19 protein-coding genes are annotated in these 17592 nt (G+C 44.9%); 11 read left to right on the forward strand and 8 right to left on the reverse strand.

The genetic code is table 11. The annotated features are described in order from the left end of the window. Nucleotides 1–13 precede the first annotated feature (13 nt). Nucleotides 14–142, forward strand: a complete 129-nt coding sequence (locus BJP34_RS49780) for a hypothetical protein (RefSeq protein WP_267876434.1) — start codon at nt 14–16, stop codon at nt 140–142. Here the strand turns inward: BJP34_RS49780 and BJP34_RS33395 are convergent. Next, nucleotides 139–1770 (reverse strand): Hsp70 family protein, encoded by a 1632-nt coding sequence (locus BJP34_RS33395; RefSeq protein WP_070396046.1) that lies wholly within the window; start codon nt 1768–1770, stop codon nt 139–141. The two genes, BJP34_RS49780 and BJP34_RS33395, sit on opposite strands and share 4 nt — an antisense overlap. 54 nt (nt 1771–1824) lie before the next feature. Between BJP34_RS33395 and BJP34_RS41660 the strand changes: the two genes are divergently transcribed. Further along, nucleotides 1825–2019 (forward strand): hypothetical protein, encoded by a 195-nt coding sequence (locus BJP34_RS41660; RefSeq protein ID WP_149031319.1) that lies wholly within the window; start codon nt 1825–1827, stop codon nt 2017–2019. A 26-nt stretch (nt 2020–2045) separates the two neighbouring features. On the opposite strand, the gene BJP34_RS33400 is transcribed toward BJP34_RS41660, so the two are convergent. Continuing rightward, nucleotides 2046–3716: a DUF2079 domain-containing protein gene (locus BJP34_RS33400; protein ID WP_070396047.1), complete on the reverse strand. Its 1671-nt coding sequence runs from the start codon at nt 3714–3716 to the stop codon at nt 2046–2048. 157 nt (nt 3717–3873) lie between these two features. Here BJP34_RS33400 and BJP34_RS49785 point away from each other — a divergent pair, with 157 nt between their 5' ends. Then, complete coding sequence (locus BJP34_RS49785) at nt 3874–4005, forward strand: hypothetical protein (protein WP_267876435.1); 132 nt, start codon at nt 3874–3876, stop codon at nt 4003–4005. Nucleotides 4006–4103: 98 nt separating this feature from the next. Here BJP34_RS49785 and BJP34_RS33405 read toward each other — a convergent pair whose 3' ends face one another. Both BJP34_RS33405 and BJP34_RS33410 read right to left on the reverse strand, forming a co-directional pair. Beyond that, nucleotides 4104–5666, reverse strand: coding sequence for an ATP-binding protein (locus BJP34_RS33405; protein ID WP_070396048.1), 1563 nt, complete (start codon nt 5664–5666; stop codon nt 4104–4106). Next, nucleotides 5663–7261: a sensor histidine kinase gene (locus BJP34_RS33410; protein ID WP_070396049.1), complete on the reverse strand. Its 1599-nt coding sequence runs from the start codon at nt 7259–7261 to the stop codon at nt 5663–5665. Before BJP34_RS33410 ends, BJP34_RS33405 begins: the two co-directional genes overlap by 4 nt. 89 nt (nt 7262–7350) lie before the next feature. Here BJP34_RS33410 and dxs point away from each other — a divergent pair, with 89 nt between their 5' ends. The 3 genes from dxs (at nt 7351) to BJP34_RS33425 (ending at nt 11402) form a co-directional block, all read left to right on the forward strand. Continuing rightward, the gene (gene dxs / locus BJP34_RS33415) at nt 7351–9258 is read left to right on the forward strand and encodes a 1-deoxy-D-xylulose-5-phosphate synthase (RefSeq protein ID WP_070396050.1); all 1908 of its coding nucleotides are present in this window, start codon (nt 7351–7353) and stop codon (nt 9256–9258) included. 123 nt (nt 9259–9381) lie between these two features. Continuing rightward, nucleotides 9382–10443 (forward strand): S-methyl-5-thioribose-1-phosphate isomerase, encoded by a 1062-nt coding sequence (gene mtnA, locus BJP34_RS33420; RefSeq protein ID WP_070396051.1) that lies wholly within the window; start codon nt 9382–9384, stop codon nt 10441–10443. A 341-nt stretch (nt 10444–10784) separates the two neighbouring features. Then, nucleotides 10785–11402, forward strand: a complete 618-nt coding sequence (locus tag BJP34_RS33425; protein WP_083305483.1) for a L,D-transpeptidase — start codon at nt 10785–10787, stop codon at nt 11400–11402. A gap of 54 nt (nt 11403–11456) precedes the next feature. Here the strand turns inward: BJP34_RS33425 and BJP34_RS33430 are convergent, their stop codons facing one another. Further along, on the reverse strand, nt 11457–12197 hold the full coding sequence (locus BJP34_RS33430; RefSeq protein WP_070396053.1) for a phycocyanobilin:ferredoxin oxidoreductase: 741 nt from the start codon (nt 12195–12197) through the stop codon (nt 11457–11459). A gap of 302 nt (nt 12198–12499) precedes the next feature. Beyond that, nucleotides 12500–12766: a hypothetical protein gene (locus BJP34_RS33435; RefSeq protein ID WP_070396054.1), complete on the reverse strand. Its 267-nt coding sequence runs from the start codon at nt 12764–12766 to the stop codon at nt 12500–12502. Nucleotides 12767–12918: 152 nt separating this feature from the next. Here BJP34_RS33435 and BJP34_RS33440 point away from each other — a divergent pair, with 152 nt between their 5' ends. Both BJP34_RS33440 and BJP34_RS41665 read left to right on the forward strand, forming a co-directional pair. Next, nucleotides 12919–13101, forward strand: a complete 183-nt coding sequence (locus BJP34_RS33440; protein ID WP_070396055.1) for a Sec-independent protein translocase subunit TatA/TatB — start codon at nt 12919–12921, stop codon at nt 13099–13101. Between the two features lie 88 nt (nt 13102–13189). After that, entirely contained in the window at nt 13190–13369 is a 180-nt protein-coding gene (locus BJP34_RS41665) for a hypothetical protein (RefSeq protein ID WP_149031320.1), read from the forward strand. Here BJP34_RS41665 and BJP34_RS33445 read toward each other — a convergent pair. Next, nucleotides 13366–14073, reverse strand: coding sequence for a Crp/Fnr family transcriptional regulator (locus BJP34_RS33445; protein ID WP_070396056.1), 708 nt, complete (start codon nt 14071–14073; stop codon nt 13366–13368). The genes BJP34_RS41665 and BJP34_RS33445 overlap by 4 nt on opposite strands. A 487-nt stretch (nt 14074–14560) precedes the next feature. Here BJP34_RS33445 and BJP34_RS50215 point away from each other — a divergent pair, with 487 nt between their 5' ends. Further along, nucleotides 14561–15343 (forward strand): globin domain-containing protein, encoded by a 783-nt coding sequence (locus BJP34_RS50215; protein ID WP_083305484.1) that lies wholly within the window; start codon nt 14561–14563, stop codon nt 15341–15343. Between the two features lie 89 nt (nt 15344–15432). On the opposite strand, the gene BJP34_RS33455 is transcribed toward BJP34_RS50215, so the two are convergent. Then, the gene (locus tag BJP34_RS33455; protein WP_070396057.1) at nt 15433–16008 is read right to left on the reverse strand and encodes a Uma2 family endonuclease; all 576 of its coding nucleotides are present in this window, start codon (nt 16006–16008) and stop codon (nt 15433–15435) included. A gap of 456 nt (nt 16009–16464) precedes the next feature. Here BJP34_RS33455 and BJP34_RS41670 point away from each other — a divergent pair, with 456 nt between their 5' ends. Together BJP34_RS41670 and BJP34_RS33465 are read left to right on the forward strand one after the other, a co-directional pair. Further along, on the forward strand, nt 16465–16824 hold the full coding sequence (locus BJP34_RS41670; protein WP_149031321.1) for a hypothetical protein: 360 nt from the start codon (nt 16465–16467) through the stop codon (nt 16822–16824). 21 nt (nt 16825–16845) lie between these two features. After that, nucleotides 16846–17412, forward strand: a complete 567-nt coding sequence (locus BJP34_RS33465; RefSeq protein WP_070396059.1) for a DUF4255 domain-containing protein — start codon at nt 16846–16848, stop codon at nt 17410–17412. The last annotated feature ends 180 nt before the right edge of the window (nt 17413–17592 follow it).

Below are 17592 nucleotides of genomic sequence, written 5' to 3' on the forward strand. Positions count from 1 at the left end.
TACGAAGTTTAACATGAGGGCAAGCCCGCCCCTAACGCACCCTACGCACGACGCACTGATCCCCTGTTCCCTGTTCCCTGTTCCCTGTTCCCTATTACCTACTATTTATAAGTGTTCAACCGAACATGATATGACCAATTAACTTAACTGAGCCACTACCTGATTTGCCAATAAGGTTTCATTGGTAAGTAAATCATCTACAGTAACTCTCAAGTAACGTTCAGCATCAACTTGAAACTGGAGTTTAATGCGATCGCTTCCGGGATTGCCCAGGGGTGTTAAGTTAGCCAGACTTCTTGCCCCATCCCTGTCATTGAGGGGTTGCACAGCAGATTGACCCTGGCCTAACTGACGAGTAATCAAGCGATCGCCTTCAAAATAAATCTCTGTGCCACCAGTTTGGGAGCCTAACTCTCCTAAAATTAGCTCTATACTCGGTTGATTCTCTACCGATGCTCCTAAGAATAGTTCTACTGGCTCACTCATGGGGTAAGGCTGTCCTTCTCTAATGATAGAGTGCCAGTTGTGACGCTTTAACCGTCTATCCCAATAGCGAATTCCGTAGCTATGGTAGAGAAAATCTTGGACTTCGATACCTTGGCTGAGCTGAAGTGCGCCAGTTGCGATCGCTTCAAAGGGTTTTTGGCAACGAACCTTGCTTGAGTCGAAATACTGGTTTACCCATGCCTGAACTGCTGGGATCTTCACGGTGCCACCCACTAACAAGACACCATCTATATCTGGCACTTCTATACCGTTGCGTCTTGCTTGTTGCAACACTTCCGTCATCTTATTATCAAGGGTATCAAAAAACTGGTGTTCTTTGAGGATAGTTTCAAAGGTCTCCCGGTCTAGTTTTAGTTCGTAACTCTCGAAGGTTTCATCATTAAAATAGACTTCCGTGGCTTCAGACTGCTCAGATAGTTGAATTTTCAGGCGTTCTGCTAGTCGAGTAGTCAAAGGCGATCGCATTAACCCTTGAGTTTCCACAAAATAATCCACCAGCCAGTTATCAATATCTGTCCCACCCAAGTTTTGTCCCACTTTCGCCAGCACACGGGCAATTTTCACCTTCTGGCTAGACCCTTCACCAAAGGACTTTTGCCCCCACTTAAGAATAAACCCGAGGGGTTTTTTATTCCCTTGAGCCTCCTGATTCAGCTGCACCAGAGATAAATCGAGGGTGCCACCACCAAAGTCTATAACTAGCAGAGTATCCCCTTCCGCAATACCATAGCCCAAGGCCGCCGCTGTCGGTTCATCCAGCATCCTCACCTGTTCCACTGGCAACGATTGACAGATTCCACTAAGCCAATGGCGGTAAGCTTCAAAGCTATCCACAGGCACAGTCAGAATAACCGATTCAATGGCAGAATCCCCCGCCTCGGACTGGAGGGCTGATAAGTTTTCAATAATTTGGTTGAGGAACCATTCCCCAACTTGTTCAAAGGTGATCCCGATCCCATCCAGTTCTGGCAGAAATCCCTGAACCTCAGCACCAATCCCCCGTTTGAAGCTGCGGAAAAATCGAGGGTCACTGCTTAGATCCAATCCGCGATCGCGTACTGCCTGTCCAACCATAACCTTACCCTGAGCCGCATCTTCCACATACACCAAACTGGGAATTAAGGGAGGATTTTGACTAAGTTGCAGAGCAAGTCCTGGTAAGGTGATGGTTTCTGGCGTTTCCGTGACAGGGTTCCAGCGAGTGATTACCGTATTGCTCGTGCCAAAGTCAATCGCGTAGGACGTAGTACTGGTGCTAGGCATTTAATGTTTATTGAACTGATCTTATTAATATTATTTATTAATAAATATCAGTTTATGGCCGAAGCACTCAATAGCCAGAAGACCTGTACCCAGGAAGACGCTTTAGCAATCCGTGTCGGAATTGTGATAATTTTTGATGCCATATTCCCTGTTCCCTATTCCCTGTTCCCTATTCCCTGTTGCCTTTGCTATGGGATTACAGTTATTATCCTCAGTAATTACGCGGTTAAGTGTATTTCGCCCCCCTAGCCCCCCAATTCTGGGGGGTAATGATGTCAAAGTCCCCCAGAATTGGGGGATTTAGGGGGCAAATGCGTAAGTCCTGATCCTGTAGTTGACACATCCAACTCTTGCCTAAAGCTGAGCCATGCTGTCATCGCTTCTGGATTAGATGCTACTCCTGTTTGCATCAAAATCACACCATCTTTAAAATCAATGATGCCATACTCGTTAGTCTTGGTGACCCGGTCAATCATGTTAACTAAAGAGCGCAACCGCTGACCATCATGCTTAAAGGCAATTTGATAGCGTTGTAACCGCCATAAATCTGCGATCGCATAATCCACCTTCACCACCTCGCCATTATCATTGCGCAACTGTAAGTCAGCTAAGCGGATGATTTCCCGACGTCCTGACAGATGAGGCACTAGATAGGTAGTGGCTGAGACACTAGCATTTGCGGGAATCTGAGCCAGTAATGACCGGATCGACCCCACACGAGACCACTGTTGCGTTAAGGGCACATAGACGAAGGGTTGGTAGGAATCCGGAAGGAGGAAATAAAAGGTTCGATTTGGGCTAGAGGTAATGGTCAACACTACCGCAAGGGTTAGACAAAAAATCCAAAAGCGCCGAAACTTAGACCTAGCCGAGATCACAGCTTCACTAAATTGGGGATGAGCTGACCACCAAAGTATCGCGCCATAAAATAGCCCAGGTACTACGGTCATCGCATAGCGGATATTAATCGCAAGCACTGATTGACCTTTACCCAACAGAAGTTTTAGCAAAGGAAATGCTGCAATAGACCAAGAAGCGGGAGCAATAGCTGGTATAAATGCTAACGGTAACCATTGACCTAATAAATACTGAATAGTACCAAAAAAGGGAGTAAACAATTCTACTAGTAAACGCCAGGGATTGGTCAGCATACCCTTAAGAATTTCCAGGGTAGACGCCTCATCCCCATCAGCGTACTGACCAAAACGCTCGATCATGAACCGTTGAGAAATATCTTCCGAAAATAGGGGCATAATTAGATTGGTCAAGACAAGTATGTAACCGAAACTGAGGGTACAAACTGCCAGACCAATGCGAGGGTAGCGCCGACTGACAATTAAATAGAATCCCACACCAAACAAACCTATCCCGGAATCTTCCCGTACAGCTAAAATCAAAATTGCCAGCAACCAAAACAGCCACCACCAGCGTTTTTCCATAGCTAGCAGTAGCCCAAACACAAACAGCGGAATTTGGCAGATGTCATGGAAGTTGGCTAAGGTCGGACCAAGAATAGCATTAGCACAGTAAAAGCTAACCGTAATCATTGCTGCTAACATCGGTTGCAGATACTGTCTGGCCAGGATATACAAAACTACACCAGCAGCTGTTACCAACGTTACCTGCAAAACGGTTAGAGTCGCGGGAAATGGAAACAAAGCATATAACGGTAACCAAAGTAACAGCGCGGGAGTAAAGTGTTGCCCTAATCGGTGGTAATAGACATTTGGAACTTCCCCATTATGAACTACATTAGTAGACAGCTGGGATGAAAGAGTACTCTGAAAGAAGCGACCGTGACTGCCATTCCAGAAGACTTGATTAAAAATTCCTTGGTCGTAAGACGAATAAAAGGTATAATGTCGATGTAGAGTAAAAACTAAGGTGAATAAAAAAAATGCGATCGCCGCAGTAATAACAAGTTTTAAGCCAGGTTTTTTTGTCATTTGTCCTTTGTCATTTTTTATTGGTATTAATATCCATAAAGTTTCGCTTTTTTTAAACTACTCTTGTTTTAAACACACCCTTACCCTTATCGGTAAAAAGATATAGCGTTTCTCATAGCTAAGAGGTACAAATATTTTTTTACCTCTTACCGTCTTGATGCAGTCGCTCTTGCCTCTTGCCTCTTGCCTCTTATCTGCTCCCTGCTCCCTGCTCCCTGCTCCCTGCTCCCTGCTCCCTGCTCCCTGCTCCCTGCTCCCTGCTCCCTGCTCCCTAAAACCTAAAACCTAAAACCTAAAACCTAAAACCTAAAACCTAAAACCTAAAACCTAAAACCTAAAACCTAAAACCTAAAAATTTGTACCTCATGGGTATAAGACTTGCTATAGCTAATTGTGACTACTCCCGAGCCATTGCCAATCAGCACTTGTGACGTCTGAATTCAGAAGTCTTACTTCCCCATTATTTACTATGGGAATTTTAATCGTAAATGTTGTCCCAACGCCCAATTGGCTAGTCAGTTCAATCTCTCCCTGATGCTGTTCTACACAGCGTTTCACAATCGATAGTCCCAGACCAGTCCCTTGAATTGTCCCCACATTTTTGGCTCGATAAAAAGACTCGAAAATTTTCTTTTGGTCTGCTTCAGCAATCCCAATTCCTTTATCCTGGATGCGGAACACAACCAACTGCTCTTTCAAATCACAAGTTAGGTGAAAGGTCACGATTTCATGAGAAGGAGAATACTTCAAAGCATTGGTAAGCAGATTAGTTATAATGTAATGTATAAGTCTATCATCCATACAGACTTGTGTATAGATCCTATCAGAGGTAAAAACAATCCGGTTGCGGCTGGCTTCATCTAGGCATAGTTCTGCAATTAAATCCTGGCAGAATTGCTCTAAGTTCATCGGAGTTGGAATAAAATCTAGCCGACCTACTTCAGCTTGACCGATTAGCAACACCTCTTCCATCAACTCAGTCATGCGCTCTACTGAAATAGTAATTCGTTTTAGATAACGCTGCTTTTGCTCCTGAGTGGCCAGATTACCATAGCGCTTAAGTAACTCAGCAGCAGTTAGGATCACACTGAGGGGATTACGGAATTCGTGGCAAACGGTGGAAACGAACTGGGAGCGGAAATCTTGGATTTCTTCTTCTTTTGCCAACACCTCCTCTAACATTTCTGTCTGAGGATCCTCGCTGATATCCCAAAACGCCAGAACTACTCCATTCACGTTTCCCAGTTGGTCTTTTAGGGGTGAGGCACTATTACCAACAGGAATTCGACCACCGTCCTTTGCGATCAAAGCGTTATGCTCGCCCAGATAGACAACTTGTCCGGTCTTGATCACTTTATCTAGGGGATACTTGACTAGATTCCCGGTCAGATCATTAACAATTGGGAACACTGAAGTCACATCTCGCCCCCATACCTCAGATTGGTGCCAGCCAGTCAGAGCTTCAGCGGAAGCATTCATAAAAGTAATCGTACCTTGTGGGGTGGTAGCAATAACTGCATCATCGATAGAGTTTAAAATGGATGACAACTGAGCTTGGCTGTTCTGCAACGACTGCTCCATCTGGTATTGCTGGAGAGCCATTTCAATGGCAACCCGCAAGTCTCTCTCGTTAAACGGTTTAGTAACATAACCAAAGGGTTGGGTAACTTTAGCCCGTTGCAAGGTATCTTCATCTGCATAGGCAGTCAAATAGACGATAGGAATACGTAAATGTTCACGGATTTGCCTAGCAGCAGTAATACCATCCATCTTGCCTTTTAGGAAAATGTCCATCAGCACTAAGTCAGGCTTAGTTTGAGCGGCTTTGGTAATGGCTTGAGAGCCAGATGAAGCAGTAGCTGATACCATATACCCCAATTGCTTAAGCTGGCTAGCAATTGTCTTAGCAACAATAACTTCGTCTTCTACAACTAACACCCTGGTAATCACGATTGTTGTCCTATTGCTTCTAGAATTGTTGCTGTTGAGAATACTATTCGGAAAGCTGTGCCCTCGCTATGGCCGTGAAACATACTCCCGTCTAATTGTTCCGTTGCCAGGTCATAAACTAACGATAATCCTAGAGACTGGGTATTACGCCAATCTAACTTTTCTGGTAAACCAACCCCATTATCTCGGACAATCAATTCAACGTCATCATCCCCGCTACGGTGCAATTCAATGTGAATCTCACCAGAGCGTCCATTGGGAAACCCGTACTTCAGGGAATTGGATACCAGTTCATTGATGATTAGACCGCAAGGGATGGCCTGATCAAGACTGAGGGGAATCGGTTCAATAGTGGTGTGTAACTGAATCCTATCGCTAGTGACTTGATAAGCTACCAGTAAGTTCACGGCTAGGTTCTGGATATAATCGACTACATCCAGGTTGCCTATCACTGAGGCACCATAAAGTTTCTTGTGAATTAGAGCCATGGCTTCAAGGCGATGGCGAGCTTCCGACAGCTGTAATCGGGTTTCGGGTTGATCTACTGTCACAGATTGCAAGTGTAGCAAGCCAGAAACAATTTGTAAGTTGTTTTTGACCCGATGGTGAATTTCTTGGAGCAGCACCTCTTTCTCAACTAGGGTAGCTTTGAGGTTTTCCTCGACCTGTTTGAGCTGTGTGATGTCGATGGCTATGTTATAGATCCGAATGGGAGTGTTATTAGCATCTGTGAGGAGGTGAGCGCGATGGCGAATCCAACTCACAGCTCCATCCGGTCGCAAAATTCTGTAGTCAATATCTTTGGCACCAGTTGACAGCAGGGTTTGGTCGGCCAGTTGATAGGTTTCGACATCCTCTGGGTGAACCACTGATTCCCACAGGCGTAAGTTTCCGAAGAACTCAGTGATACTGCGACCATAGACTTGCTCGGTAGCACTGTTAAGATAAAGCAGTTTGTCAATGGAAGGATCAAAAGACCATACCACTGCTTCTAGGGAAGCCAGAATACTCTCAAGACGTTCTTGGCTCAACTGCCAGGCATGTTCATTTTCCCCCAATTCCTCCTCAAACTGCTGATTGACAGCAACTTCCTGCTGCCATCGGTGATTAGCTGCCACTAATTCCCCTTCTTTTTGAGTCAAATGTTGCTGTAAGTCTTCCACCTTAGTCACGATAGCAGAGAGGATTGCTGCCATGGTGTGGGGGGTCACCACACGTACTACTTGACCTTGCTCATCCACTAGGGGTAGGTGACGAATCTGGTATTGACGTAATCGGGACTCGACCAAAACAATGTCTGGTGTCGGTATGATGGGCAAGGTAATTAACTCTTGAGTCATCACATCAGCAATGGAAACAGCTGAGTGTACCATTCCAGCTGATGCTACTTGGACCACATCCCGTTCTGTAAAAATACCTAGCAATTTCTGCTGCTGTACTACCAGCACATAGCTCCTTCCGGTTTGATTCATCGTAGCGATCGCTTCCGTTACTGGAGTATCGGGAGCAATGGTTAAAGGCTGCTGGTCGCAAGGAAAATTTACAATAGAAAATTGACCAGAAATGCCCTTTTTCAGGTAATCTTTAGCTTCCATATAACCCTCGAAGCGCCAAATTATTGGATACTTTTAGGGAGTCGAAAGACAAACATTAACACGATCCAGTAGCAATTCAAAGAGACGGTATGCATCTCAGTGAAATTACTCATCCAAATCAGTTGCACGGTCTATCGATTCGTCAACTAGAGGAAATTGCCCGTCAAATTCGCGAGAAACACCTCCAAACCATAGCTACTAGTGGTGGTCACTTAGGTCCAGGCTTGGGAGTGGTAGAATTAACCCTAGCTCTATATCAAACACTTGACCTTGACTATGATAAGGTAGTCTGGGACGTTGGACACCAAGCTTATCCCCACAAAATGCTCACGGGGCGCTATAACCGATTCCATACCCTACGGCAGAAAGATGGTATTGCTGGTTATCTAAAGCGTTGCGAGAATAAGTTTGATCACTTTGGAGCCGGTCATGCCTCCACCAGTATTTCTTCTGCTTTGGGTATGGCGATCGCCCGAGACCGCAAAGGGCAAAACTTCAAAGTAGCAGCAGTTATTGGTGATGGTGCTCTGACCGGTGGCATGGCATTGGAAGCCATCAATCATGCCGGACACTTACCCCATACTAAACTCCTGGTGGTGCTCAATGATAATGAGATGTCCATCTCCCCCAATGTCGGGGCTATTCCCCGTTACCTCAACAAAGTGCGGCTTTCTGAGCCGATGCAGTTTATTACTGACAATTTGGAGGAACAGTTCAAAAATCTCCCCTTTGTCGGTGAGTCTTTATCCCCAGACTTGCAACGGCTCAAGGAAGGGATGAAGCGTTTAGCTGTACCTAAGGTCGGAGCTGTCTTTGAAGAACTGGGCTTTACCTACATCGGACCGGTAGATGGTCACAATCTAGAGGAGTTAATTTTCACCTTTACAAACGCCCACAAGCTAGATGGACCAGTGCTGGTGCATGTGGCAACTACGAAGGGCAAGGGGTATGCGATCGCAGAAGCAGACAAAGTGGGTTACCATGCCCAAAGTCCCTTCAACCTAGCTACCGGTAAAGCGCTTCCCGCTAAAAAACCCAAACCCCCGGGCTATTCCAAAGTGTTTGCCCACACCCTGGTCACACTAGCTCAGAATAATCCCAAAATCATTGGCATCACGGCAGCTATGGCTACCGGCACAGGGTTGAATAAATTGCAAGAAAAACTCCCTAACCAATACATTGATGTAGGGATTGCGGAACAACATGCCGTTACCCTAGCGGCTGGCCTAGCCTGTGAAGGAATGCGACCGGTTGCAGCTATTTACTCCACCTTCTTACAACGGGCTTACGACCAAATTATTCACGACGTTTGTATCCAAAACCTACCGGTCTTTTTCTGCCTCGACCGTGCAGGAATTGTGGGTGCAGATGGCCCTACTCACCAAGGGATGTATGATATCGCCTATTTGCGATGCATTCCCAATATGGTAATTATGGCTCCCAAAGACGAAGCTGAACTGCAACGTATGGTAGTTACAGGAGTAAACCACACCGATGGTCCGATTGCCATGCGCTATCCTCGGGGTAGTGGCTATGGCGTTCCCCTGATGGAAGATGGTTGGGAAGCACTACCCATTGGTAAAGCAGAACTATTGCGTAATGGTGACGACCTGTTAATGGTAGGGTACGGCAGTATGGTTTACACCGCCATGCAAACCGCTGAAATTCTTAGCGAGCATGGTATTGAAGCAACAGTGATTAATGCTCGTTTTGTCAAGCCCCTAGATACAGAATTAATCTTCCCCTTGGCTCAGAAAATTGGTCGTGTAGTTACCCTAGAAGAAGGGTGCTTAATGGGTGGGTTTGGTTCAGCGGTGGCAGAAGCACTGATGGATAATGATATATTAGTTCCCCTCAAACGCTTTGGTGTACCGGATAAATTAGTGGATCATGCCAAGCCCGATGAATCAAAAGCTGATTTGGGGCTGACTGGCTCTCAAATTGCTGAACAGATCAGGGAAGCGTTCTTTAGTAAACAGCCATCTGCTGTTAGTTAATTTATCAATGTTAACAGTTGACGGTTGACGGTTGAGAGTTAACTGTTAACTGTTAACCGTCAACCGTGAACAAAATAGCAATTAATAATAAACAATTAATAATTAAGAATATACCGAACTTATATGAACTCATCCACATACCAAGTGTATCCCGTTGTTTGGGAAAACGACCGAGTTTTCCTTATTGACCAAAACCGCTTACCCGGCAAATATTCCATTGTAGAAATCAGCCGCTGTGAAGATATGGTTGAGGCGATTAAAACTATGATTGTTCGGGGAGCGCCAGCGATTGGGATCGCAGCAGCTTATGGCATTTACCTTGGCGCAAGAGAGATTAAAACTAACGAACGCAAGGCTTTCCTCGAAGAGCTTGAAGTTGTAGCGCAGCAGTTGCGGCAAACTCGTCCTACAGCCGTGAATTTGTTTTGGGCAATCATGCGGATGCTTAAAAATGCCTATGAAACGATCGGGACAGTAGAAGAGATTAAAGCTTCCTTACTTGAAACAGCTAAACAAATTCAGCTGGAGGATTTACAAACCTGTCAAGCCATAGGCGATCGCGGATTAGAAGTATTACCGACAACCCCCGACAAACTGTGTCTTCTGACCCATTGTAATGCAGGAGCGTTGGCAACAGCTGGGTATGGTACTGCCTTGGGAGTGGTGCGTTCGGCGTGGCGGGAGGGGCGATTAGCCAGATTATATGCTGACGAAACCCGCCCCCGCTTGCAAGGTGCTAGGTTAACGACCTGGGAATGCGTCGAAGAAGGTATTCCGGTTACTTTAATTACTGATAGCATGGCCGCCCATTGTATGAAACAAGGGCTAATTGATGCGGTTGTAGTGGGAGCTGATCGAATTGCTGCCAATGGAGATACGGCTAACAAAATTGGTACCTATAGTTTAGCCCTGATTGCTCAAGCTCATCAGATACCCTTCTTTGTGGCTGCTCCGATCTCAACCATTGATTTTCAGCTATCTACTGGCCAAGAAATTCCTATTGAAGAACGTCACCCCTCAGAAATTTATCAGATTGGGGAAACAGTGATTTGTCCTCCTAAAGTGGAATTTTATAACCCAGCTTTTGATGTTACTCCGGCGGAGTTAATCACTGCCATTATTACTGAAAAAGGCGCAGTTGCACCCAGTGATATGTCACAACTTAACATTAAGCAATCAGTGTGACATCTATCTTGGTTTTAGGGAGTAGGGAGTAGGGAGTAGGGAGTGGCACCGCGTGAAAATTGAATGTACCTCATAAGGAGCGAGAAACGCTATAACTGACCCAACTATACTTGAGTCAGTTTTTTAGTTCAGCAACCTCTAAAGGATAAAGTCTGATAGCTATGTGTGTTTAGATCATGGGTGTTTAGATCATGGGTGTTTAGATCATGGGTGTTTAGATCATGGGTGTTTAGATCAAAGCCGTGGGATCGGTAGAACCGTCAACAGTCAACGGTCAAAAGTGAACAAAACATGATCAATTAAAATATGCACATAAAATATCGACTAGCTAAGAGGAAATCGTGAACGGAAAACTTTCCACTCAACGCTTAATTGTGTGCGGCTTAAGTGTAGCTATCCCGTTATTATACGCAGAGGTAGCCACTGCCGCCGCTGATCTAACCAATACTAGTTTCACTAACTGGAAAGAAATTCCCTATGAAAGCTTTCTGCCAAGGGTTGAAACACCAGAATTGTCTCCTCTCGACGAAGTCAATCACTATCTGCGGCAAGAGGAAGATTTCTTTAATAATACCCCTCGTTTAGTGATTAAACTAAGTGAGCGTCGTCTTTATGTTTATCGAGGAGATAAACTCGAAGCCAGTTATCCAGTTGCCATCGGTCAGCCTGGTTGGGAAACCCCTACAGGAAATTTCCAAGTGACACAGATGGTTCAAAATCCAGTTTGGCAGCATCCTATCACTGGTGAAGTTGTTGCTCCAGGACCAGAAAACCCTCTTGGTCCAAGGTGGATGGCATTTTGGAGTGATGGAACAAACTACATCGGGTTTCATGGTACCAATGATGAGGAACTGGTGGGACAAGCAGTGTCTCACGGTTGCATCCGGATGCGTAATGATGATGTCAAAGCTTTGTATAACAGAGTGGCTTTGGGAACATCTGTAACAGTACAGGAATAGTTATTGTTGACAACTCCCCGGGCGTGAGCAACCCTCGCGCCGGGGATATAACTATCAAGTTCCTGGCAAGTCAAATAGTACCGAGGTCATATAGTTTTCTGCCCATTCAACACCAAACGCTTTTTCAAGCACCCGCCGGGTTTTATCATTTTGCCGCTGCTTGCTGCAATAATAATGTTGACCAGCAATAATTTCTGCTTGCTTTTCTCTAGAGACCGGTAGGGCATTAGCAGCATGGGCACAGTGAATCTGTAATAAATCATCCACCCATGCCAGGAACTGTGCTTCTTCTTCTGGACCATTGGGACGCACAAAAATGCAAAATTCTGAAAAAATGTCCGCCCAAGGTGGTAAGTCACGGGGCTGTTTAAACTCAGGTTTTGGTAGGGTCTCTAAAGAACAGTGATAGGCTTCTGGTAAGGTACGTTTAGGATTAAGTGGAGATAGGTCTGCGATCGCAGCACTAATTTGTCCTCTAGCTGCCACCACATCACAGCCAAACATGGGCAGAGCATACTCTGGATGAGGAAACATTACACAGTGTAAAATATCCAACATCTCACCTACTTTTGCCAATTCCAGGTGCATTTTCCGAAACTGAGGTGTCTGATAGCAATGGTTTTCGATAGTCAGTTTCTCTCCCTCAAGCCGTCCTTCCACGTAGCCTAACTCGGCTGGTAAATGATAAGGAGAAAGATCGAAGTAGCGCCGCCAGTTCGACTCAATACAGTCCGCCAGCTTAGCGCACAGAGGGTTTTGTTGGGTTCTTAGGGATGGCGTGGAAGTGGTTGACATTCCTTAACACTTAAAGGCTATGGGTAACATTGAGGCAACAGGCTTGCAGACCAAAGGGTTGGATGGTGTTTCCCCCCATTATTTCCCTTCACAAGAGGGGTAGGCAAAAGACAAAAGCTATGGAAGACTTGAAGTATCAACCATTGCATTGATTGTAACCATTGCAAATGGTATATTTTTATACTTTATCTTTCCTCCTTCATCCTTCGACCTCTATCTTCTCACCTTATATGTCACCATCAATTGCAGCAAGATATCCTAGTATGGACTTCGGATAAGCTTAGGATATCAGCTTGCCATGGTCAATCCTTTCGCGCTACACAAAACTTTGTTACTGCTGGGATTGGATCTAGGATTTTGTTTGCGATCGCATAAGCGCGGAAGCTTCGCTTCATCGGCTTTCGCGCAGCGTGGCCAAAGGCCTCAGCCGCGCCAAAGGCGATGGGCGTTCGCGCAGCGTGGCCAAAGGCCTCAGCCCCGCTTTGAGCGATCGCATCGAATTCCTTCCTTGTACCCTGGACTAGGGATGCATTGCTGAATCTTTGGATGAATAGGAGTGGGGTGGACATCCTGCCCGCCTGAAAATGACTACTTTGAGTGGGCGACCGAGATTGACCTAGGTTGATTGTGCCCCAGATAAAACCGTAAAGTAGGGTAGGCTAAGTGCTAGAAAGCAGTTCAAGGTTAATTCAAGGTTAACAGGAGTTTGGAGGAAATTCGTATGTTTGGTTTAGGATGGCCCGAAGTTATGATTATTGGTGTTGTGGCAGTTGTTATTTTTGGACCGAAGAAAATTCCTGAAATTGGCAGCGCCCTAGGGAAAACCCTTAGAGGCTTCAAAGACGAGATGAATAATCCGACATCAGAAGCTGAGGAGTCACAAACTGAGCAGAAAAATTCATAATTAACCAAACTTTCAGGGGGTAATTCATCCCACACTGACCATTTTTGAATGGTCGCGAAGCGATTGACGTTAGGGTTCAGACCTGGCTATGGAAGGCGTTGTCAGCTATAACAATGCCTGCATTAGAGGGTTTCTCATAGTAACGAAGTACACAGGATTTTTTCCCGATTCCCGACTCCCGATTCCCTACTCCCTACTCCCTACTCCCTACTCCCTACTCCCTACTCCCCACTCCCTAGTCTTTTCATCCTTCGTTGTCCGCGATTAGCCCGAAGGGCTACGCTTCGCGAACGCATCTAACTGCTGCCAGTCATTGATAATAATTTTGCCTCCCCGCTTGTAGGTAACTACTGAATTGATCGAATTTATCTTTTTGAACAAACGCACGCATTCTTCATAGGTAATGCCAATACTCCGAGCAATTTGATAGTACGGAAGGTTCACATTTAAGGAGTCTCCCTGAGCAACAGACTGAGTTCCATAGCGAGTTGCATAGTATTGCAGCAGACGCACCAGTCGTACAATTGCCCTTTCAGAAATTAGCCCATGTACGGTGTTATGAATTTGTTGCAGGCGTTGATTAAAGACTTCCAGGATTCGCAACGCCACTTCTGGGGTATGGCGAATGGTATCTAACAGCGCCTCTCGTTCTATGGTTAGCACCAGGCAGTCCACCTGACAAATAACTGTTGCAGGAGCAATACCATTACCAAAAATTGCCGGAGCCGCAAAAATATCCCCCTCAGGGATGATGCGCAAAAGACTTTCTTTACCACTCGTCCCGGTTTTTTTAATTTGCAGAGTTCCCTTGATTAAGGCATAGAGTTGGCAGGGCAGGCGATCGCCCTCGTAGATCACAATCTCATCCCGCAAATAAGTCCTTACTTTGGTATAAGGCTGAAGATTATCTAGCGCTGAGGTTTCTAGGTCTTTCAGCACCCAGACTTGAGCTAATTGTTCAATTGAGACCATGCCTAGTAGTCCTTTGAGTGTTTATGAGAAACGCTATAGCAATTCTCTATCCCATGAGGTACAAAGGGATCCCCCTAAATCCCCCTTACAAAGGGGGACTTTGAGATTCATAAGCGTACCTCATAAATGCTATTAACGCTATATGATCAACAATTTTAGGGATCCGTGTAGGAATTGTGAGAATTTTTGTTCCCTACTCCCTACTCCCTACTCCCTACTCCCTACTCCCTACTCCCTACTCCCTTTGCTTTTTCTTCGTTTATGAGCTAGCTCAAGGACAGCCCTAACTTTTTCTGTCACAGTAAAAGTAACAACGAGTTCAGGGATATAGCGCTACGCGCAAGGCAAAAGGCAAAAGGCAAAAGGCAAAAGGCAAAAGTCTACTAGAAGAGCTTTTCAGCTTGTATAAATGTCCTAATCTTAATGCGTAGTGCTATATTTCCAAATCTTAGAACTTCCTACCTAAAATTGTGATGAGGAAAGGATTATGGGTAATGCGATCGCTACAGCAAACACATCGTTTAGCACTTCCCTACAAAACTTAGTTGACTATCCAGATACAGGAATGATTAGCAAAGTGTTGCTCAAGGATAACAATTGTCAATACACCTTATTTTGTTTGGCAAAAGGTACAGCAATCGAGGAGCATACTTCACCTCGTAATGCTGCAATCACGGTGATTGAAGGGAAAGGAATTCTGACCTTAGACCAGAAAGAGATTACCTTAGAAGCAGGAGTTTTTATCTTTATACCTGCTCAAGCACCTCATAGGTTACAAGCCCAAGAGAATCTGAAATTTCTGCTAACCCTATCGGAAAAGCCTAAACCGGTGAATCAGGTTAGCCAAGAAACCATAGATATCATCAAGTCCACAGCTCCCCTCCTCAAAAAGCATGGTAAGCAAATTACTACTCGGATGTATGAAATCATGTTTCACAACCATCCAGAGGTAAAAGCACAGTTTGATATGTCAGCTCAAGCCAATGGTTCTCAACCAGCTAAGTTAGCGACAGCAGTCTATAGTTATGCTAGCAAAATTGATAATATGGAGGCTTTAAAATCCATGGTTGAGGTGATTGCCCATCGTCATGTAAAAACCCATGTTAAACCAGAACAATATCCCATTGTGGGAGAGAGTTTACTACAAGCGATGAAGGATGTGTTGCATGAAGCGGCGACAGAGGAAGTGATAGCAGCTTGGACAGAAGCTTATCAGATATTAGCTGATATTTTTATTAACAGAGAACATCAAATCTATCAATCATTATAGCAATCTAGGAGTAGGGAGTCGGGAGTCGGGAGTCGGGAGTCGGGAGTCGGGAGTCGGGAGTCGGGAATATGAGAACTGCTATATTTCTATTAGTTTAAATTACCAGCAGTCAAAACTTGCTCAACGGTTAACATCAACTCAGGAAATGTAGGTGATACCAACTGTTGATTTCCAGTGAACACTGTTTCCTGATATAACCCTTCCTCTAACACCAGCAGTGAAACCTTTTTCTTCGGCGGGTCAACAATCCAATATTCAATGATTCCCAAGGCAGCATACTCTGAACGTTTGTAACGATAATCTCGCTTAACAGAATCAGGACTCACCACCTCTACTGCTAATAATGGAGGAGTATCACATACTGCTGACTGATCTAGCAATGCCATTACCTGATCTTTGGTTACCACATAGACATCACTTAGCCGTGACTTGCGCCATCCTGTCCGAATTCCTGCTTCTTTAAAACACAGCCAAGGCAAACCCAAACGATTAATTTCTGCTTCCAATGCTTGTTCAATAAACTTAGCAATCAGCAGATGCCTAAAGGTTGGTGGATTGATGATTTCTAACCTCCCATCCACCAATTCATAGCGGTTGTCGGTACCATCATCATAGTTGAGGTATTCTTCAAAGGTGTATAATCCTTCTGTGGTTATAGTTGTCATGGGTCGCAATCCGGGAAAGTTTACCGTTGGCAATCTATAGCAAAGGGAACAGGGAGTAGGGAGTAGGGAGTAGGGAGTAGCGATGCAGTGGCCTCACGGGGGTTTCCCCCACTCGCGCTTTGCATCAAGACGGGAGTAGGGAACAAAAATTATCACAATTGAATTAGGATCCCTATAGCAATCCTATCTGATTCGTGAAAGAAATGGGCTGCTTTAAGGCATTTGGCAGAAGGCACCCACCCCTAACCCCGACCAGGAGGGGAATGGCAGAAGGGACAGGAGTTGGAGCTAGTTTTTAATAAGTCCAGTGATTTTACAACCGATGCAGAGGTGCGACCCGTTCGCGTAGCGTCGGCAAAGCCCTCAAGGTGCGACCCAAGGGCGATTTACTCGCCCTAGGAGGCGCGCACCTTGAGCGAATTTAATTCGACGACTGTAAGCGCACCGGGAGGGGTAATGATGTCAAAGTCCCCCAGAATTGGGGGATATACCGGTTTATATCCTAATGAGGTACACAGGATTTTTTCCCTGTTCCCAGATCCGCTGTTCCCTCTTCTCTGTTCCCTGTTCCCTGTTTCCTGTTCCCTAAAACCAAGGACTCTGTACCTCACCCAATTAAAAACCGCTATATTCCTAAAAATATTACGATATATTTCATTGTTGAAAATCCCGAAAAATGTTACGATATATTTCATTTTTCGGGATTTTCTCTCTTTATTGGTTTTTCATGTTAGTGTTATTTTGGTGGCAGTTAGAAGTATAGAAAAGGTATTGCCCTATTCCATAGTCTTCTTGTCAAGATTATCCTCCAATTAGTAGGCGGGATAGATACTACCTATGTTGGATAATGTTCTATCGTTTCTTAAGGAACAACTCAACAGCTACATCCGAGTAAAAACCGGGGGTCAGGCTTTTGAGGTCTTATTTCTTGAACGCAACGGGAAAGAAGTTTCCTTAGAAGAGAATGCGATTACTACCTTATTAGTCAACTTAGAAGAAGACTATACCTTTCGTTCTGGTGCCGCCTATGACAGGATGCCTAATCAGGGGGGTAACCAGCAAAACAACCCTAATCTTTACCTCAATTTATACGTTCTCTATGCTGCTAATTTTACTAATTACAGCGAATCTTTAAAGTTTTTATCCCTAATCATCAAATACTTTCAAAGTCATCGATTATTTGATTGTCGTAACTCTCCAACCCTCAATCCTGAGATCCAAAAATTGACCCTAGAACTGGTTAATTTGCCTTTTACTGAACAAAGAGAGGTTTGGTCTGGTTTAGGCATGTCTTATATGCCTTCAGTCATTTATAAAGTCAGAATGGTTGTCTTTGCCGATGGGGATACGGTGGAAATTGGCTCTGATGTAACTGATAGGGAAGTTAGTAGTTCAAGAATCTAGTATCGCCGCCAAACTAAAACCCAAGGGTCATCTAGATTATGCTTTATAAGCCACTCTTTGAATTAAGTATTCTTCACGACTATTATCGGGATGAAGTCTGCCCGGACTTAAGTGTTGAACCAACACCTGAATGTCGTAGGGTACTTAGGGGTCATCGTCTGATTGTTAAGAATAAAGTTA

The sequence above is a fragment of the Moorena producens PAL-8-15-08-1 genome (assembly GCF_001767235.1).
Classification (GTDB): domain Bacteria; phylum Cyanobacteriota; class Cyanobacteriia; order Cyanobacteriales; family Coleofasciculaceae; genus Moorena; species Moorena producens_A.